Origin of the sequence: Lentzea sp. NBRC 102530 (genome assembly GCF_030269365.1) — a bacterium.
Lineage (GTDB): Bacteria > Actinomycetota > Actinomycetes > Mycobacteriales > Pseudonocardiaceae > Lentzea.
Genome location: NZ_BSTF01000010.1, coordinates 237,566 through 252,572, shown reverse-complemented (window position 1 = coordinate 252,572; position 15,007 = coordinate 237,566). Strand labels below are relative to the sequence as shown.

The following is a 15,007-nucleotide window of genomic DNA, read 5'->3' as shown; positions in this document are numbered from 1 at the left end:
CCGCCCGTGTTGCGCGGGGTCCGGATGGAGGCCGCGCTGCGCATGCTGGAGCTCGACGTCCGGCGCAGGCTCGACGGCCTGTTGCAGGGCAACCACCTCGGCCTCGTGCCGGGGCCGGGCACCGAGCCGGGCGAGGCGCGCACCTACCAGCCCGGTGACGACGTGCGCCGGATGGACTGGGCGGTCACGGCGCGCACGACGATCCCGCACATCCGCGAGACGGTCGCCGACCGCGAGCTGGAGACGTGGGTCGCGATCGACCTGTCGCCGTCGCTCGACTTCGGCACCGCCGCGTGCGAGAAGCGCGACCTGGCGATCGCCGCGACGGCCGCGGTCGCGCACCTGACCCGCGGCGGTGGCAACCGGATCGGCGCCGCGATCTCGACGGGCGCGGAGAACGTCCGCGTCCCGGCACGCGGCGGGCTGGCGCACGCGCGCGGCATGATCCGCAAGATCGCCGAGATCGACCGCGCGCCCGAGGGCACCCGCGGCGACCTGGCGGCGTTGCTGGAACAGCTGCGCAGGCCTCCGCGCCGGCGCGGCCTGATCGTGGTGATCTCCGACTTCCTCGGCGGCATGGAGTGGCAGCGGCCTCTCCGGGCGTTGTCCGCGCGGCACGACATCGTGGCCATCGAGGTCGTCGACCCGCGTGACGTCGACCTGCCCGAGGTCGGCACCGTCGTGCTGTCGGACCCGGAGACCGGGCGGCAGCGCGAGGTGACCGCGTCCGCCTTGCTGCGCAAGGAGTTCAACGCCGCGGCCGCGGAACACCGGGCCGAGGTGGCGGCGGGCCTGCGCCGCGCGGGAGCCGGGCACCTGGTGCTGCGGACCGACTCGGACTGGATCGCCGACACGGTTCGTTTCGTGGTGGCGCGCAAGCGCCGCTGGTCCGGGGGTGTCGCATGAGCTTCTCGAACTTCGTCGCCCCGTGGTGGTTCCTGCTGCTGGTCGCCGTCGCGGTGCTGGGCGCCGCGTACGTGTTCGTGCAGCGGTTGCGGCGCAAGAGGGTGCTGCGGTTCACGAACCTGGAGCTGCTGGAGAGGGTCGCGCCCAAGCGGGAACGCTGGTCGCGGCACGTCCCGGCGGCGTTCCTGCTGGCGGCGCTCGCGTTGCTGACGGTCGCGCTGGCCGGTCCGACGTCCGAGCAACGCGTGCCGCGCAACAGGGCGACCGTCATGCTGGTCGTCGACGTGTCGCTGTCGATGAAGGCCACCGACGTGAAGCCGTCGCGGCTGGAGGCCGCGCAGGTGGCCGCCAAGTCGTTCGCCGAAGGTCTCACGCCGGGCATCAACCTGGGCCTGATCTCGTTCGCCGGCTCCGCCACGGTGCTCGTCGCGCCGACGACCGACCGGGCCGCCGTCTCGCAGTCGATCGACGGGCTCAAGCTCGCCCAGTCGACCGCGACCGGTGACGCGCTGGTGGCCGCGATGGCGTCCATCGACTCGTTCGGCAAGGTCGTCGGCGGCGCCGAAGGACCTCCGCCCGCCCGCATCGTGCTGATGACGGACGGCAAGGAGACCGTCGGCACCCGCAAGGCGTTCGACGCGGCCGAGGACGCGAAGAAGGCCGGGACCCCGATCTCCACGATCTCGTTCGGCACTGAGGACGGCGTGGTCGACATCGAGGGCAGGCAGCAGTCCGTGCCCGTCGACGACGACTCGATGAAGGAGATCGCGAAGATCTCCGGCGGCGAGTTCTTCAAGGCCGCCTCCGCCGAGGAACTCCGCCGGGTCTACGACACCCTGGGCGAGCAGATCGGGTACGAGAAGAAGCAGGCGGACGCCTCGAAACCGTGGCTGCTGCTGGGCACGATGACGGCGATGTTCGCCGCCGCAGCTGCCCTGCTCTTCGGTCAGCGCCTGCCGTAGATCAGCTCCACGACTCCGTTGTCGAACGCCCTGGTGCTCTTGAGCGCCAGGGCGTTCGGCTTCTGGAAGAACGGCGTGCCCGCGCCGAGCGCGACGGGGTTGAGGTAGAGCCGGACCTCGTCGACCAGGTCGTGCTCGAAGAACGTCTGGAGCAGCTCGTTGCCGCCGACCACGACGTCGGTGGTGATCGCGCGGATCTCGTCCGGGTCGACCTCGGTGCGGGTCTCGGTGTTCCAGTCGGAGAACGTCCTCGTGCGCGAGTAGACGATCTTGCGGGCGGTGCGCCAGATCGGGCCGAAGTCGCGCATCGCCTGCGGCCACTCGGGGTGGTCCTCGGCGTGCGGCCAGGCGGCGAGCATCAGCTCGTGGTTGCGGCGGCCGTCGACGAAAGTGCCGAACTTCGCCAGCTCGGCGTTGATGTGGCTGTGCAGCTCGTCGCTCATGTGGTGCCAGTCGATGTCGTGGCCGGGGCCCTCGAAGAACCCGTCCAGCGAGACCGACGCCATCGTGCTGATCATCCGTGGAGCCTCCGGTATTCCGTCGCCGCGCCGGGGTGCAGGGGGACCTTGCCGGTGTCTATCAGACTGCGCACGTCGAGGTACTGCGTGCCGAGTGCCTGCTCCGGCACGAGTTCCGCCGCCTTGCCCACGAGCAGCCGGACGACGGCGCCCGCGTACTCGGCGCTCAGGTCGGGCCGGCACACCAGCAGGTTCGGCGTGCCGATCGTGGGGACGTCGACGGGGGAGCCGTAGACGCCCATGCGGACGTCCACGCGTTCGTAGACCTTGCCGTGCTCGTGGCGCAGTTTCGGCAGGAAGCCGTCGAGGGGGAGGAGCCTGATGCCGCTTGCCTTGTCGAGTTCCGGGGTGGGAACGCCGCCGGACCACAGCAGGGCGGCGATCTCGCCGGACATCAGGGCGTCGATGGCGTTGCGCAGCGGGTAGTGCTGCTCTTGCACGCCCAGCGCGAGCCTGCTGCCCTGCAAAGCGGCGCCGGAGCCGTCGGCGCCGAGCGACACCGGTTTGCCCACGAGGTCGGCCGCCGAGTTGTACGGCGAGTTCCGCAGGACCACGAGCTGCAGGTAGTTCTCGTAAACGCGACCCAGGGCGACGAGGCCCGGTTCCATGTGGGCGCTGTCGCTCAGGGAGAGACCGAGTTCGGCGGTGCCCTCGCGGAGGTGCCTGAGGTTGTCGGCGCTGCCGCCGGTCTGGACGGGGGTGATGGTGAGCGGGCTCGGGGCGAGGCGGGAGATCAGGGTGGCGAAGTCGTTGTAGAAACCGCCGGGTTCGCCGCCCGCGATGCGGATGGTGCCGTCCGGCTCGCTCGTCCCGCACGCGGTGAGGGCCAGGGTGCCGAGGAGGAAGGTGCGGCGGCTGAGCGCGGTGTTGCCCGGCCGCGTGCCGGGCGAGGGGTGGCGGGGCCTCACAGCAGCGGCTCCTTCGGCAGTGCGACCGTGGCGACCAAGCCGTTGTCGCTGTGCAGCGTCAGCTTCCCGTCGTGCGCCGTCACGATCCGCTCGGCGATCGCCAGGCCGAGGCCCGTGCCGCGCCGTGAGTCGTCGCCGCGCCAGAACCGTTCGGTGGCGTGCTTGATGTCCTTCTTGGACAGGCCGGGCCCGTTGTCCCGCACGGTCAGCGTCGCGCGGTCGCAGATCACCGCGACCTCGGTGGCGCCGTACCTGATGGCGTTGTCCAGCAACACGTCCAGCACCTGGGCGAGGTCCGACACCGCGCACCGGACGAGCCCGTGGCTCCGGTCGTCGACGGTGATCGTGACGCCCTCGGCCTGCGCCGCCGCCCGCCACGCGTCGACCCGGTCGTGCGCCACGACCTGGAGGTCGGCGAGTTCGGGTTCGACGCCGCCCGCGGCCCGTTCGGTGGCGGTGCTCTCGGCCGAGGCGAGCGCGAGAAGCCCGTCCAGCAACCGTTCCAGCCGTTCGACCTCGGTGAGCAACGAGGAGTTGGACGGCAGCATGTCGACCCGGATCCGCAGTGCCGCCATGGGGTTGCGCAGCTGGTGCGAGGCGTCGGCGATGAGGCGTCGTTGCTGGTCGGCGGCTTCGGCGACGGCGTCGGACATGCGGTTGAACGACTCCGACAACGCCCTGAGCTCAGCCGGTCCGGCGGTGTCGGCGACGTGGGTGCGCCGTTGCCCCGCCGCGACCGCCCGCACACCCCTGTCGAGTTCTTTCAACGGCCTCAGCAACCAGCGCGACACCACGAGCGCGAGCAGCACGCACGCGCACGCCGCCAGCAACGCCCCGGCCAGCACGAGCGCCCAGCGCCGTGCCACGTCCAGCGCCGCCACCTCCGTCGAGGCCCTGAGCACCACCGCGCCCGCGACCTTCGTGCCGATGCCGACCGGCCGCGCGAACAGCACGTCGCCACCGCTCCACGGCAGCACCGTCGGCACGGTCTTCGCGGGCTGGTTGCGCAACGCCGCGTCGATCTGCGCCGACACGTCCTCCGCCGTCATGCCCGACTCGACGACCGGCGTGCCGGACGCGTCGACGACCACGATCTCCTCGCCGTAGACCTCGGCGTACCGCTCGGCCTCGGACACCACGACGTCGACCGGCAGGGTGGCGAAGCGGTCGAGGTCGGCGGTGCGGCTGATCACGAACTGCTGGGTGCGTTCGTTCGCGGTGCTCATCAGCAACGGGAACGCGAACGCCGTCACGGCCGAGAGCGAGAACAGCAGCAGCACCAAGAGAAGCCGTTGCCGCATCTATTCACCGAGCCGGTAGCCGAAACCGCGGATCGTGTGCAGCAACCCGGGCCGGTCGAGCTTGGCCCGCAACTGCGTGAGGTGCACGTCGAGCGTGCGCGACACCGCGACGAACGCGTTGCCCCACACCTCGTCCATCAACTGCTGCCGGCTCACCGCCGTGCCGGGCCTGCGCGCGAGCACCGCCAGCACGTCGAACTCCTTGGTGGTCAACGAGATCTCGCGCCCGCCGACCACGACCTGACGGCTCTGCAGGTCGATCTCCACATCGGACACCCGCACCACGTCGTCGGGTTCCTGCGAGCGCGCCGCACTTCTGCGGGCGACCGCGTCGATGCGTGCCAGCAGTTCCGCGAGCCTGACCGGCTTCACCAGGTAGTCGTCCGCGCCGAGCCGCAGCCCCCGGACCACCGTGCGTTCGTCACCGCGCGCGGTCAGCACGAGCACCGGCACCGGGTCGATCTTGCGGAGCTTGCGCAGCACCTCCAGGCCGTCCTGGTCGGGCAGGCCGAGGTCGAGCAGCACCACGTCCGCGTCGCGGTGGGCGATCAGGGCGTCGGCTCCGCGGCGCACGCGGGCAGGCCGGTGGCCGTTCGCCCGCAGCGCTTCCACCAGGGCGTCGGCGACACCGTCGTCGTCTTCGACCAACAGCACCCGCATTCCAGCAGTATCGGTCATAACGACTGTTGCCCGCGCGTACCGACGCGCTTAAGTGACTGTAAAGAAGCCTTACCCCAGGTTGTGGGTGGTCACGGACCGTCGCGATGGTGTCGGTCATGACAGTCGTTCAGGAGAAGAGCAGCGAACGCCGAGTGGTGGCGAACGTGCTGCGCGGGTCGGTCGGCAACTTGATCGAGTGGTACGACTGGTACGCCTACACGGCGTTCAGCATCTACTTCGCGGCCGCGTTCTTCCCCAAGGGCGACCAGACCGCGCAGCTGCTCAACACCGCCGCCGTGTTCGCCGTCGGTTTCCTCATGCGCCCGCTGGGGGGCTGGCTGCTCGGCCGGTACGCCGACCGGCACGGGCGACGCGCGGCCTTGACGTTGTCGGTCACGCTGATGGCCGCCGGGTCGTTGATCATCGCGTTGACGCCGTCGTACGCGACGATCGGCGTGGCGGCGCCGGTGCTGCTGGTGCTCGCACGGCTGTTGCAGGGTTTGTCCGTCGGTGGTGAATATGCGACCTCCGCGACCTATCTGTCCGAAGTGGCCTCTCCTGCCCGGCGCGGGTTCTACTCGAGCTTCCAGTACGTGACGCTGACCGCCGGGCAGTTGGTGGCGCTGGGCGTGCAGATCGTGTTGCAGCAGTTCCTGTCCAAGGCCGAGATGACGGAGTGGGGCTGGCGGATCGCGTTCGTCATCGGCGCGACCGGGGCGATCGTCGTGATGTGGCTGCGGCGCGGGATGGACGAGTCGGCGAACTTCGAGAAGCAGAAGGGCAGTGGCGAGCAGAACGGCACGATCCGGGCGTTGCTCAAGCACCCCAAGGAATGCCTGACGGTCGTGGGCCTGACCTTGGGCGGCACGGTCGCGTTCTACACCTTCACGACCTACCTGCAGAAGTTCATGGTGAACACGAGCGGGATCGACGCCGCGACGGTCAGCTGGATCAACTTCGCCGCGCTGCTGGTGTTCGTGGTGCTGCAACCGCTTGCGGGCGCGTTGTCGGACCGGATCGGGCGTCGTCCTCTGCTGCTGGGCTTCGGGGTGCTGGGCACGCTCGCGACCGTGCCGTTGTTGTCGACGCTGGCGACGACGTCCGCGGTGATCCCCGCGTTCCTGCTCATGCTCGGCGGCCTCGTGATCGTGACCGGGTACACCTCGATCAACGCGATCGTGAAGGCCGAACTGTTCCCCACGAACATCCGCGCGCTGGGTGTCGGGCTGCCGTACGCGCTGACGGTGGCCATCTTCGGTGGCACCGCGGAGTACGTGGCGTTGTGGTTCAAACAGGCCGGCATGGAGTCGGTCTTCTACTACTACGTCGCGGGTTGTGTGCTGATCTCCTTGCTGGTCTACGGGTTCATGCGGGAGACGTCGAAGGACTCAGTCCTCGACCGCGATTAGGGCCGCGAGCGCGCTGGCGAGGTGCACCGGCCTGCGTTCGGTGGTGTGCCGGATCTGCGTGCGGCAGCTGAAGCCGTCCGCGATCACCAGCGCGTCCTCGTTGGCGCGCAACGCCGGCAGCAGGTCCTGCTCGGCGCACGCGATGGAGACGTCGTAGTGGCCCCGCTCGAAGCCGAAGTTCCCGGCGAGGCCACAACACCCCTCCACGACCGTGGGCCTGATGCCCGCCTTGGTCATCGCCTCGCGGTCGCGGTCGAAGCCGAGCTCGGCGTACTGGTGGCAGTGGGTCTGCACGACGGCCTCGCGCGCGCCTTGCAGCCGTGGCAGCTTCGGGGCGACGTGCTCGGCGAACGTCCTGGTGGCCTTGGCAAGCGTGTGCACCGCCGGGTCGTCCGAGAGCTTCGGGGCTTCGGCGCGCAGGAACGCCGTGCAGCTCGGTTCCAGGCCGATCACCGGGACGCCCTGGCTCGTCCACGGCAGCAACGCCCGCGCGGTGCGTTCGACCACCCGCCGGGCTTTGCCGAGCTGGCCGGTGGAGTGCCAGGTCAGTCCACAGCAGACGTTCATCGACGGCACCTCGACGCGGTTTCCCAGGTGCGCCAGGACGGTCGCGGCGTCGAGGCCGACGCCCGGTTCGAAGTGGTTCGTGAACGTGTCGGGGAACAGCAGCACCGGATCGCCGTCGCCGACGGGGTGCAGCTGGCGGACCAGGCGGGTGGTCTGGCGCGGCAGTTCGCGTTCCGGGGTGATGCCCGCGAACCGGCCGAACCTCGTGGTGATCCTGTTGACCAGCCCGTACTTCAGCCACGTGGGCAGCCAGCCCATCGTGTAGTGCGAGAGCGGCCTGATCCGCCTCTTGTGGTGCTCGTGCAGGAACTCGGCCTTGTAGCTCGCCATGTCGACGTCGACCGGGCAGTCGCGCTTGCAGCCCTTGCACCCCAGGCACAGGTCCAGCGCCTCGGCGACCTCCTTCGAGCGCCAGCCGTCCTTGATCACGTCACCGTTGAGCATCTCGAACAGCAGGTGCGCGCGGCCTCGTGTGGAGTGCTTCTCTTCCTTGGTGACGCGATAACTCGGGCACATCACGCCGCCCCTGGTGTTCAGGCACTTGCCGACGCCGACGCACCGGCGCGTGTCACTCGCGAACTCCGCCCGGGTCGGGATCCTCGGCGGCGCCACGAGGACCCGCAGGTCGTCGTCCAGCTTCAGCGGCTCGACGATCCGGCCGGGGTTGAGCAGGTTGCGCGGGTCGAAGGCGCGTTTGAACTCGCCGAACGCCCTGATCGCCTCCTGCGGGTACATGCGGCTGAGCAGCTCGGACCGCGCCTGGCCGTCGCCGTGCTCGCCGGACAGGCTGCCGCCGTGGCTCACGACGAGGTCGGCGGCGTCCTGGAGGAACTCGCGGTAGCCGTGCGCGAGGTCGAAGTCGATGCGGACGTGGATGCAGCCCTCGCCGTAGTGGCCGTAGGTGATGCCGCGCCGTCCGTAGCGGGTCAGGAGCTGGTCGAACTCGCGCAGGTACGTGCCGAGGCGTTCCGGTGGCACGGCCGAGTCCTCCCAGCCCGACCAGGCCTCGCTGCCGTCGGCCATCCGGGTCGCGAGGCCCGCGCCGTCCTCGCGGATCCGCCACAGCGCCCGCTGGTGCGCCGGGTCGTGGATGATCATCGAGTTCCTGGTGAGCTTGGCGATCCGTTCGGGGTGGTCCTCGACCTCGACGAACAGCCAGCTGCGGCCTTCCGGCAGGTCGGGGCGGGTCTTGACGCTGTGGACGAGTGACTCGTTCAGGCCCTCGATCGCGAGGGCGTCCTCGATCTGGGTGACCTGGTCGGCGGCCTCGTAGGTGTCCGCGAAGCCGAGCACGACGAGGATCCGGCGTTCCGGCCGCCGCACGAGCTTGAGCTCGGCGCCCAGCAGCACCACGCACGTGCCCTCGGTGCCGACGAGTTGTTGCGTGAGCGTCGGGGCGTCCAGCGCGTACCCGCTGACCCGGCGGCTGAGCTGCGGAAACCACTTGGCGTCGTGGGCCGGGAGCTGGAGCGGCGGCGGGTTCTTCGTGTCGAACGTGCGGCCGTCGGTGGTGAGGACGTGCAGGTTCTCGACGTTCTCGCTGGTCTTGCCCCACTTCACCGAGTGAGCGCCGCACGCGTTGTTGCCGATCATCCCGCCGATCGTGCACCGCGAGTGCGTGGACGGGTCGGGCCCGAACAGGTACTCGCCCGCTTGGGCGTTGATCTTGTCGAGCACCGCTCCCGGCTGGACGTGCGCGCGGTCGCCGGAGATCTCGAACGCGTTCAGGTACCGGCTGAAGTCGATCACCAGGCCGGTGCCGGTCGCGTTGCCCGCGATGGACGTTCCCGCGCCCCGGCTCGTGATCGGCACCGAGTGCTCCGCCGCGAGCCCCACAGCCGTGATCACCGCGTCCGTCGTGCGTGGACGGACGACGACGCGCGGCACGTGGCGGTAGTTGGAGGCGTCCGCCGAGTACAGGGCCCGGCTCGCCGGGTCGTCCAGGACGTCGCCGTCCACCTGGCGCCGGAGTTGATCGAGGAAGGCCCGCATCACCCGATCATGCCCCGCCCGGTGTGACATGTCCCCGCCGATGCCGGTCTACCTGCCGGTAGCCGATAACCTCACCCGGTCAACCAGCAGCGATTCTCAGGAGAGCTAGTGAGTCGGTCCGTTCTGGTCACCGGAGGCAACCGCGGCATCGGCCTCGCCATCGCGCAGGCGTTCGCGGCGCAGGGCGACAAGGTCGCGGTGACGCACCGCGGGTCCGGCGCTCCCGAAGGTCTGCTCGGCGTGAAGTGCGACGTGACGAACTCTCAGGAGATCGACGCCGCGTTCACCGAGGTCGAAGCCGCGCACGGTCCCGTCGAGGTGCTCGTGTGCAACGCGGGCATGACGCAGGACACGCTGCTGCTGCGCATGAGCGAGGAGCAGTTCACGTCCGTCGTGGACGCGAACCTCACCGGTGCGTTCCGCTTCGCCCAGCGCGCCTCCCGCGGCATGCTGCGCAAGAAGTTCGGCCGCATCGTCTTCATCTCGTCCGTCGTCGGCCTCACCGGCGGCCCCGGCCAGGTGAACTACGCGGCGTCCAAGTCCGGCATGATCGGCATGGCGCGCTCGATCGCGCTGGAGCTGGGTTCGCGCAACATCACCGCGAACGTCATCACCCCCGGCTTCATCACCACCGACATGACGGCCGAGCTGCCCGAGGCCGTGCGCGACGCCGCGCTGAAGCAGATCCCCGCCGCTCGTTACGGCGCGGCCGAGGAGATCGCGCGCGCCGTCACGTTCCTCGCGGCGAACGAGGCGGGCTACATCAACGGCGCCGTGCTGCCGGTCGACGGCGGCCTCGGCATGGGCCACTGACGGTTTTTCTTCCAGAACTGCGAAAGGGTTGGATCAAGTGACCGGACTGCTCGAAGGCAAGCGACTGCTGATCACCGGTGTCATCACCGACGCGTCGATCGCCTTCCACGTCGCACGCGTCGCCCAGGAGCAGGGCGCCGAGGTCGTGCTGACCGGGTTCGGCCGGATGAGCCTCGTGCAGCGCATCGCCCAGCGCCTGCCCAAGCCCGCGCCCGTCGTCGAGCTCGACGTGCAGAACCAGGAGCACCTCGACACCCTCGCCGACCGCGTGCGCGAGCACGTCGACGGCCTCGACGGCGTCGTGCACGCCATCGGCTTCGCCCCGCAGAGCTGCCTCGGCGCGCCGTTCATGGACGCGCCGTGGGAGGACGTCTCGGTCGCGATGCACGTCTCCGCGTACTCGTACAAGGCGCTCGTGCAGGCCACCCGCCCGTTGCTGACGCGCGGCTCGTCCGTCGTGGGCCTCGACTTCGACGCCCGCCAGGCGTGGCCCGCCTACAACTGGATGGGCGCGGCGAAGGCGGCGTTCGAGTCGATCAACCGCTACATGGCACGCGACCTCGGCCCGGACGGCATCCGCGTGAACCTCATCTCCGCCGGCCCGGTCCGCACCATGGCCGCGAAGTCCATCCCGGGCTTCGTCGAGCTGGAGAAGATGTGGGGCGAGAAGGCGCCGCTCGGCTGGGACGTCGACGACGCCGAGCCCGTCGCGAAGTCCGTGTGCGGCCTGCTGTCCGACTTCTTCCCCGCCACCACGGGCTCGATGGTGTTCGTCGACGGCGGCGTGCACTTCCTCGGTCTCTGACGTCACACGCGTTCGTCATGTGAGGGGATCGGGCGTCTGATTGGATGGAGCGGTGAGTTTCGATGCGCTGCTCTGGCTGTCGTTCGGCGGCCCAGAAGGTCCAGAAGACGTCCGTCCCTTCCTGGAGAACGTGGTGCGCGGACGCGGCGTACCGCCGGAGCGGCTGGACGAGGTCGAGGCCCACTACCAGCACTTCGGCGGCGTCTCGCCGATCAACCGCCTGAACCTCGAAGCCATCGAGGCCGTCCGCGCCACCGGGTTCGACCTGCCGATCTACTTCGGCAACCGCAACTGGCACCCCATGGTCGAGGACGTCGTCGCCCAGATGAAGGCCGACGGCATCCGCCGCGCCCTCGTGTTCCCGACCAGCGCCTACGGCGGCTACTCCGCCTGCCGCCAGTACGACGAGGACATCGCCCGCGCGCTGCAGGCCGTCCCGGACGGCCCGGAACTGGTGAAGCTGCGCCACTTCTTCGACCACCCGCTCTTCATCTCCTCCTTCGCCGATGCGATCCGTTCGGCCGCATCTGCTGTGAACGGCGCCTATCGGCTCGTGTTCACCGCGCACTCGGTGCCGGTGTCCGCCGACAAGGCAGCCGGCCCGCCCGCCGAAGGCGGCTACCGCTACTCGCGCCAGATCGTCGAAGCCTCCCGCCTGGTGGCCGCGGAACTGGGCATCACCGAGTACGACGTGGTGTGGCAGTCCCGTTCCGGGCCGCCGCAGATCCCGTGGCTCGAGCCGGACATCGTCGACCACATCGACGCCTTGCACGCCAAGGGGGTCACCGGGGTCGTGGTGTGCCCGATCGGCTTCGTGTCCGACCACCTCGAGGTGGTGTGGGACCTCGACACCGAGGCACGTGACCGGGCGTTGGAGCTCGGCATGGAGTTCGCCCGCGCCGCCACGCCCAACGCGGATCCGCGGTTCGCCGAGCTCGTCACCGAACTGGTCGCGGAGCACACTTCCGGTGCGCCGGTGCGGAAGCTGTCGTCGTTCGTGGCGGCGGGGTGCACGGTGAACGGAGCGCCTTGCGCGCCGTTGTGCTGCGAGCCGGCCAAGAGGCCGGCCCGCACCTCCTGACCGTCAGGCTCCCTCGGACGCGGGCATGATGCGCACCCTGCCCTCGTCCGCGACCAGCAGCGCCAACGCACAGGTGGCGGTCGCCGTCAGTGCCGTCACGTGGTCGGCGCAGTCGGTCCACGCCGACGTCGTCCTGTCCTCGAGGTAGTACGCCGTGATCGAGGGCAACCGCGGTGAGATCGAGCGCATGTCGTAGGCGTGTTCCTCGTTGATGAGCAGACGGGCCCGCGAGCAGGCACCGAGCGGGTCGAGCAGTTCGTAGCTCGGCCGGATGCCGCGGAGGTCGAGGTCCAGCACGCCGGACGCCGGTTTCTCCTTGCGGAGGAACCGGCACTCCTCGTCGGAGATGCCGTCCTTCAGCTCGTCCTTCGTCATCACCGGCTCCTGCGCGTGGTTGACGCTGAGGAGCGCGCCCGCGTACTTCTCGGCGATGTTCGGCAGTTCGTGGTCCCGCAGGCCGATCACGTCCCAGTTCCCCGCCACGTGCGACTGGGTTCCGTCGAGGAGGATCGCCGCGCCCTTGGCGGTGGGGCCTCCGGTGTGCCCGGCGAGGCTCGCGACCAGCTCCCGGTAGTCCTCCGTCGCCTCGTACGGCGTGTTGGTGTGGACGAAATCCACGACCAGCGGCTTCTCGTGCACTTCCTGTGCGGCGGCGATTCCTTCCAGGACCTCCTCCCACCGCTGCCCGCCGCCGTGGAGATCACCGACGACGACCAGGTGGTCGTGGCGGGTGTCGTCGTCCGCCGGCTGGTCGAGGGCGATCTTGCCGAGCAGGTCGCCACCAGTCAGCAGTCGCCAGTCCTTCCTGTCGACGTGCGCGAAGCAACCGCTGGTGTGGTTGAGGCTCACCCGCGCCATGTGATCGTCCACTTCGGACCACGGGGTGGCGGGGCAGTCGTCGGGTCTGGCCGCCCACGTCACCGCGGTGACGGTCGTCAGCGTCACCGCGACGGCCGCCACGAGTGCGGCCTTGCGCGGCGCCTGCCGCACGGGCGCAGTCCGGCCAGCTGTCATCACCAGACGTTCCTGGAGCCGGACGTGCCAGAACTGGTAGCCGTTGCCTGCGACGCGCAGCAGTCCGCTTTCCCTGGCGGCGGCCAGGAACCGCATCAACCGCCACGGCAACCGGCCCGCCAGTGCGAGCGCGGCCCGTGCCACGAGGAAACGCGTCCACGCGCGAGTGACGAGCACCGCCGCCGCGAACAGCAGCAGGACCAGCACGCTGTAGACGACCAGCGCTGGCCGGTCCTGCTCGCCCACGGGCCACGGGACGTGCGTCTGCAACGCCGGCAGGTCAAGGTGCTCGATCACCAGGCGATCGCGCGCCTCGAACCGCGTGGCGAGATGACCACCGATCGCGGCGGCCCACGTGCAGGTGACGACGGTGAGCATCCCGACGAGGACGCCCGTCACCGCCGCCGAGGAGAGTGCCGACCTCCGGTCCTGGGCCAGCAGCTCCTCGGGACCCGCACCGCGGACGCGTTCGGTCCTCGCCGCGAGCACCTCGTGCAACCCAACGCCCAGCGCGGTGATCAGGGACAGCGCGAGCAGTGCGCTGGTGTTCGCCGCCACCTCGCTCGTTCCCATCCCGTCGATGCTCAGCAGCACCATCGGGACGCCGGGAACCAGCACCAGCGCGGCACCGGTGAGCGTGCCCCTGCCGAAACCGCGCACGCCCGGGACCGCGGCGACCGCGGCGGGAGCCCGGCTGCCCGCCGTGAGCCACACCGTTGTGATCACGATCGTGAAGACGGCCGCGACAGGTGTGGCACCGACCATGGCGCTCGCCGGGAGGAACACGGCCGCGAGCACGAACGCGACGGCACCCGCCAGCACGCCGACCACGGGCGCGATCCACGGCGACAGGGTGCGTTCCGCGAGCTGCCACCAGCGGAAGTCGCGGTCGCCGTGGCGGTGCAGCAGACCGGCGAGGTGCGTGAGCCAACGGCGGTGCTTCTCGTCCGGGTAGAGCGCGGTGACCATGAGGTCGACGAGGTGGTCCTCGACGGCGTGCCGGTTCCCGAACCTGGTGGTGTCGAGGAGTTCGTCCGGTGAGCGCGTCTGGTAGGCCGCGGTGAAGACCGAGAGCATCAGCGGTGTGCTCAGGGCGGCGGCGACGGGACTGTCCGGCCGGGTCTTCACGTGGTTCGCGACGGACGGCCACTTCTGGAGGTGGCGGACGGCGTTGGCGGTGCTCACCGGGGTGATGCGGACGACGGGGACGGGCAGCAGGACAGGGGCGCCACCGGCGATCAGGTCCTCGTACTCCGTGATGCGGCAGGTCAGCACCAACGGGCGTTCGTCCCCGAGGACGTCGTTGAGGCGGTTCATCGCGCGGCGGCGGGCATGGTCGGGGAGCTCGTCGAGACCGTCGAGCACGGGCACGAGGAGCTGGTTGATCAGGAGCGAGCGCACGGCCTTGCTGCGGCCGTTGTAGTAGGTGGTGGCCAACGTGCGGACGAGCCAGTCGTCGAGGCTGTCGGCGACCGGGTCCCACGAGGACAGCGAGAGGAACACCGGAACCGGGTCACCGTCGGCGCGGCGGCGCAGCAGGCCCACGGTCAGCAGGATGCCGAGGAACGTCTTGCCGGCACCGGGTTCGCCGATCACCACCAGGCGGCGGGACGGGATCTTGCTGAAGTCGTCGGCCAGACCGCCGGCCGCGGCGCTGAGGCTGCTCTTGAGGCAGCCACTGGAACGCACGCGCGTCTGGCCCGCGCCGACGCCGGTCCAGCCGAGCGGGATCAGGGTGCGCGAGCCGAACCGCTCGCGCCGGTGCTCGACCTCCGGTGCCCACTGCTCCAGGAGGCCGGCGGCCAGGGTGTCGGCCTCCTCGCCCGCCGGTCTGGGGCGTTGCTCGCGGGAGAGGTAGACGACGATGCCGGTGAACGCCGTGCCGATCGCCACCAGGGCGGCCGCGATGCTGCTGTAGGCGTCACTGTCGTCGAGCGGGACCTGGGTGAGTACGAACAGGATGACGGCGACCACGGCGAAGCCCGCCGTGATCACCCAGGTGCGTGGTGCCACGGCGGCAGCTTTTCAGCGGCGGCGGGTCAGCCGAAGATGTTTGGCTGCGGATGACCCG

Annotated in this window: 12 protein-coding genes; 6 read left to right on the top strand and 6 right to left on the bottom strand. The window is 70.1% G+C overall.

Annotation, left to right across the window (positions count from 1 at the left end):
* The first annotated feature begins 24 nt into the window (after positions 1-24).
* Positions 25-906 (top strand): DUF58 domain-containing protein, encoded by an 882-nt coding sequence (locus QSK25_RS26700; RefSeq protein ID WP_285642408.1) that lies wholly within the window; start codon positions 25-27, stop codon positions 904-906.
* Positions 903-1,868 (top strand): VWA domain-containing protein, encoded by a 966-nt coding sequence (locus tag QSK25_RS26695; protein WP_285642216.1) that lies wholly within the window; start codon positions 903-905, stop codon positions 1,866-1,868. Before QSK25_RS26700 ends, QSK25_RS26695 begins: the two co-directional genes overlap by 4 nt.
* Here QSK25_RS26695 and QSK25_RS26690 read toward each other — a convergent pair.
* Genes QSK25_RS26690 through QSK25_RS26675 form a run of 4 tightly spaced genes read right to left on the bottom strand, consistent with a single transcriptional unit; the run spans position 1,853 to position 5,255 of the window.
* Positions 1,853-2,386 (bottom strand): dihydrofolate reductase family protein, encoded by a 534-nt coding sequence (locus tag QSK25_RS26690; protein WP_285642215.1) that lies wholly within the window; start codon positions 2,384-2,386, stop codon positions 1,853-1,855. The two genes, QSK25_RS26695 and QSK25_RS26690, sit on opposite strands and share 16 nt — an antisense overlap.
* Positions 2,383-3,294 carry a TAXI family TRAP transporter solute-binding subunit gene (locus QSK25_RS26685; protein WP_285642214.1) on the bottom strand — a complete coding sequence of 304 codons (912 nt, stop codon included), beginning with the start codon at positions 3,292-3,294 and terminating at the stop codon, positions 2,383-2,385. The genes QSK25_RS26690 and QSK25_RS26685 overlap by 4 nt, the downstream gene beginning before the upstream one ends.
* Positions 3,291-4,595: a sensor histidine kinase gene (locus QSK25_RS26680; RefSeq protein ID WP_285642213.1), complete on the bottom strand. Its 1,305-nt coding sequence runs from the start codon at positions 4,593-4,595 to the stop codon at positions 3,291-3,293. Before QSK25_RS26680 ends, QSK25_RS26685 begins: the two co-directional genes overlap by 4 nt.
* A complete protein-coding gene (locus QSK25_RS26675) occupies positions 4,596-5,255 on the bottom strand; it encodes a response regulator transcription factor (RefSeq protein ID WP_167980068.1) in 660 nt (219 codons plus the stop codon). It abuts the gene before it with no gap.
* Positions 5,256-5,371: 116 nt separating this feature from the next.
* Between QSK25_RS26675 and QSK25_RS26670 the strand changes: the two genes are divergently transcribed.
* On the top strand, positions 5,372-6,664 hold the full coding sequence (locus QSK25_RS26670) for an MFS transporter (protein WP_285642210.1): 1,293 nt from the start codon (positions 5,372-5,374) through the stop codon (positions 6,662-6,664).
* Here QSK25_RS26670 and QSK25_RS26665 read toward each other — a convergent pair.
* Positions 6,644-9,223, bottom strand: a complete 2,580-nt coding sequence (locus QSK25_RS26665; RefSeq protein WP_285642209.1) for an FAD-binding and (Fe-S)-binding domain-containing protein — start codon at positions 9,221-9,223, stop codon at positions 6,644-6,646. The two genes, QSK25_RS26670 and QSK25_RS26665, sit on opposite strands and share 21 nt — an antisense overlap.
* Positions 9,224-9,331: 108 nt before the next feature.
* Between QSK25_RS26665 and fabG the strand changes: the two genes are divergently transcribed.
* From fabG to QSK25_RS26650, 3 genes are read left to right on the top strand one after another with little or no spacing between them, the layout of a single operon-like run.
* Complete coding sequence (gene fabG / locus QSK25_RS26660; protein ID WP_285642206.1) at positions 9,332-10,036, top strand: beta-ketoacyl-ACP reductase; 705 nt, start codon at positions 9,332-9,334, stop codon at positions 10,034-10,036.
* Between the two features lie 37 nt (positions 10,037-10,073).
* Positions 10,074-10,841 (top strand): enoyl-ACP reductase FabI, encoded by a 768-nt coding sequence (fabI, locus tag QSK25_RS26655; RefSeq protein WP_285642205.1) that lies wholly within the window; start codon positions 10,074-10,076, stop codon positions 10,839-10,841.
* Between the two features lie 52 nt (positions 10,842-10,893).
* The gene (locus tag QSK25_RS26650) at positions 10,894-11,922 is read left to right on the top strand and encodes a ferrochelatase (protein ID WP_285642204.1); all 1,029 of its coding nucleotides are present in this window, start codon (positions 10,894-10,896) and stop codon (positions 11,920-11,922) included.
* Positions 11,923-11,925: 3 nt separating this feature from the next.
* Here the strand turns inward: QSK25_RS26650 and QSK25_RS26645 are convergent, their stop codons facing one another.
* A complete protein-coding gene (locus QSK25_RS26645; protein WP_285642203.1) occupies positions 11,926-14,949 on the bottom strand; it encodes an NACHT domain-containing protein in 3,024 nt (1,007 codons plus the stop codon).
* Between the last annotated feature and the right edge of the window lie 58 nt (positions 14,950-15,007).

Bases quoted from the DNA above. Each gene is read 5' to 3' on its own strand.
- QSK25_RS26675 (WP_167980068.1), bottom strand. From the start codon at position 5,255: ATGCGGGTGCTGTTGGTCGAAGACGACGACGGTGTCGCCGACGCCCTG.
- QSK25_RS26665 (WP_285642209.1), bottom strand. From the start codon at position 9,223: ATGCGGGCCTTCCTCGATCAACTCCGGCGCCAGGTGGACGGCGACGTC.
- QSK25_RS26690 (WP_285642215.1), bottom strand. From the start codon at position 2,386: ATGATCAGCACGATGGCGTCGGTCTCGCTGGACGGGTTCTTCGAGGGC.
- QSK25_RS26695 (WP_285642216.1), top strand. From the start codon at position 903: ATGAGCTTCTCGAACTTCGTCGCCCCGTGGTGGTTCCTGCTGCTGGTC.
- QSK25_RS26680 (WP_285642213.1), bottom strand. From the start codon at position 4,595: ATGCGGCAACGGCTTCTCTTGGTGCTGCTGCTGTTCTCGCTCTCGGCC.
- QSK25_RS26670 (WP_285642210.1), top strand. From the start codon at position 5,372: ATGACAGTCGTTCAGGAGAAGAGCAGCGAACGCCGAGTGGTGGCGAAC.
- QSK25_RS26700 (WP_285642408.1), top strand. From the start codon at position 25: ATGGAGGCCGCGCTGCGCATGCTGGAGCTCGACGTCCGGCGCAGGCTC.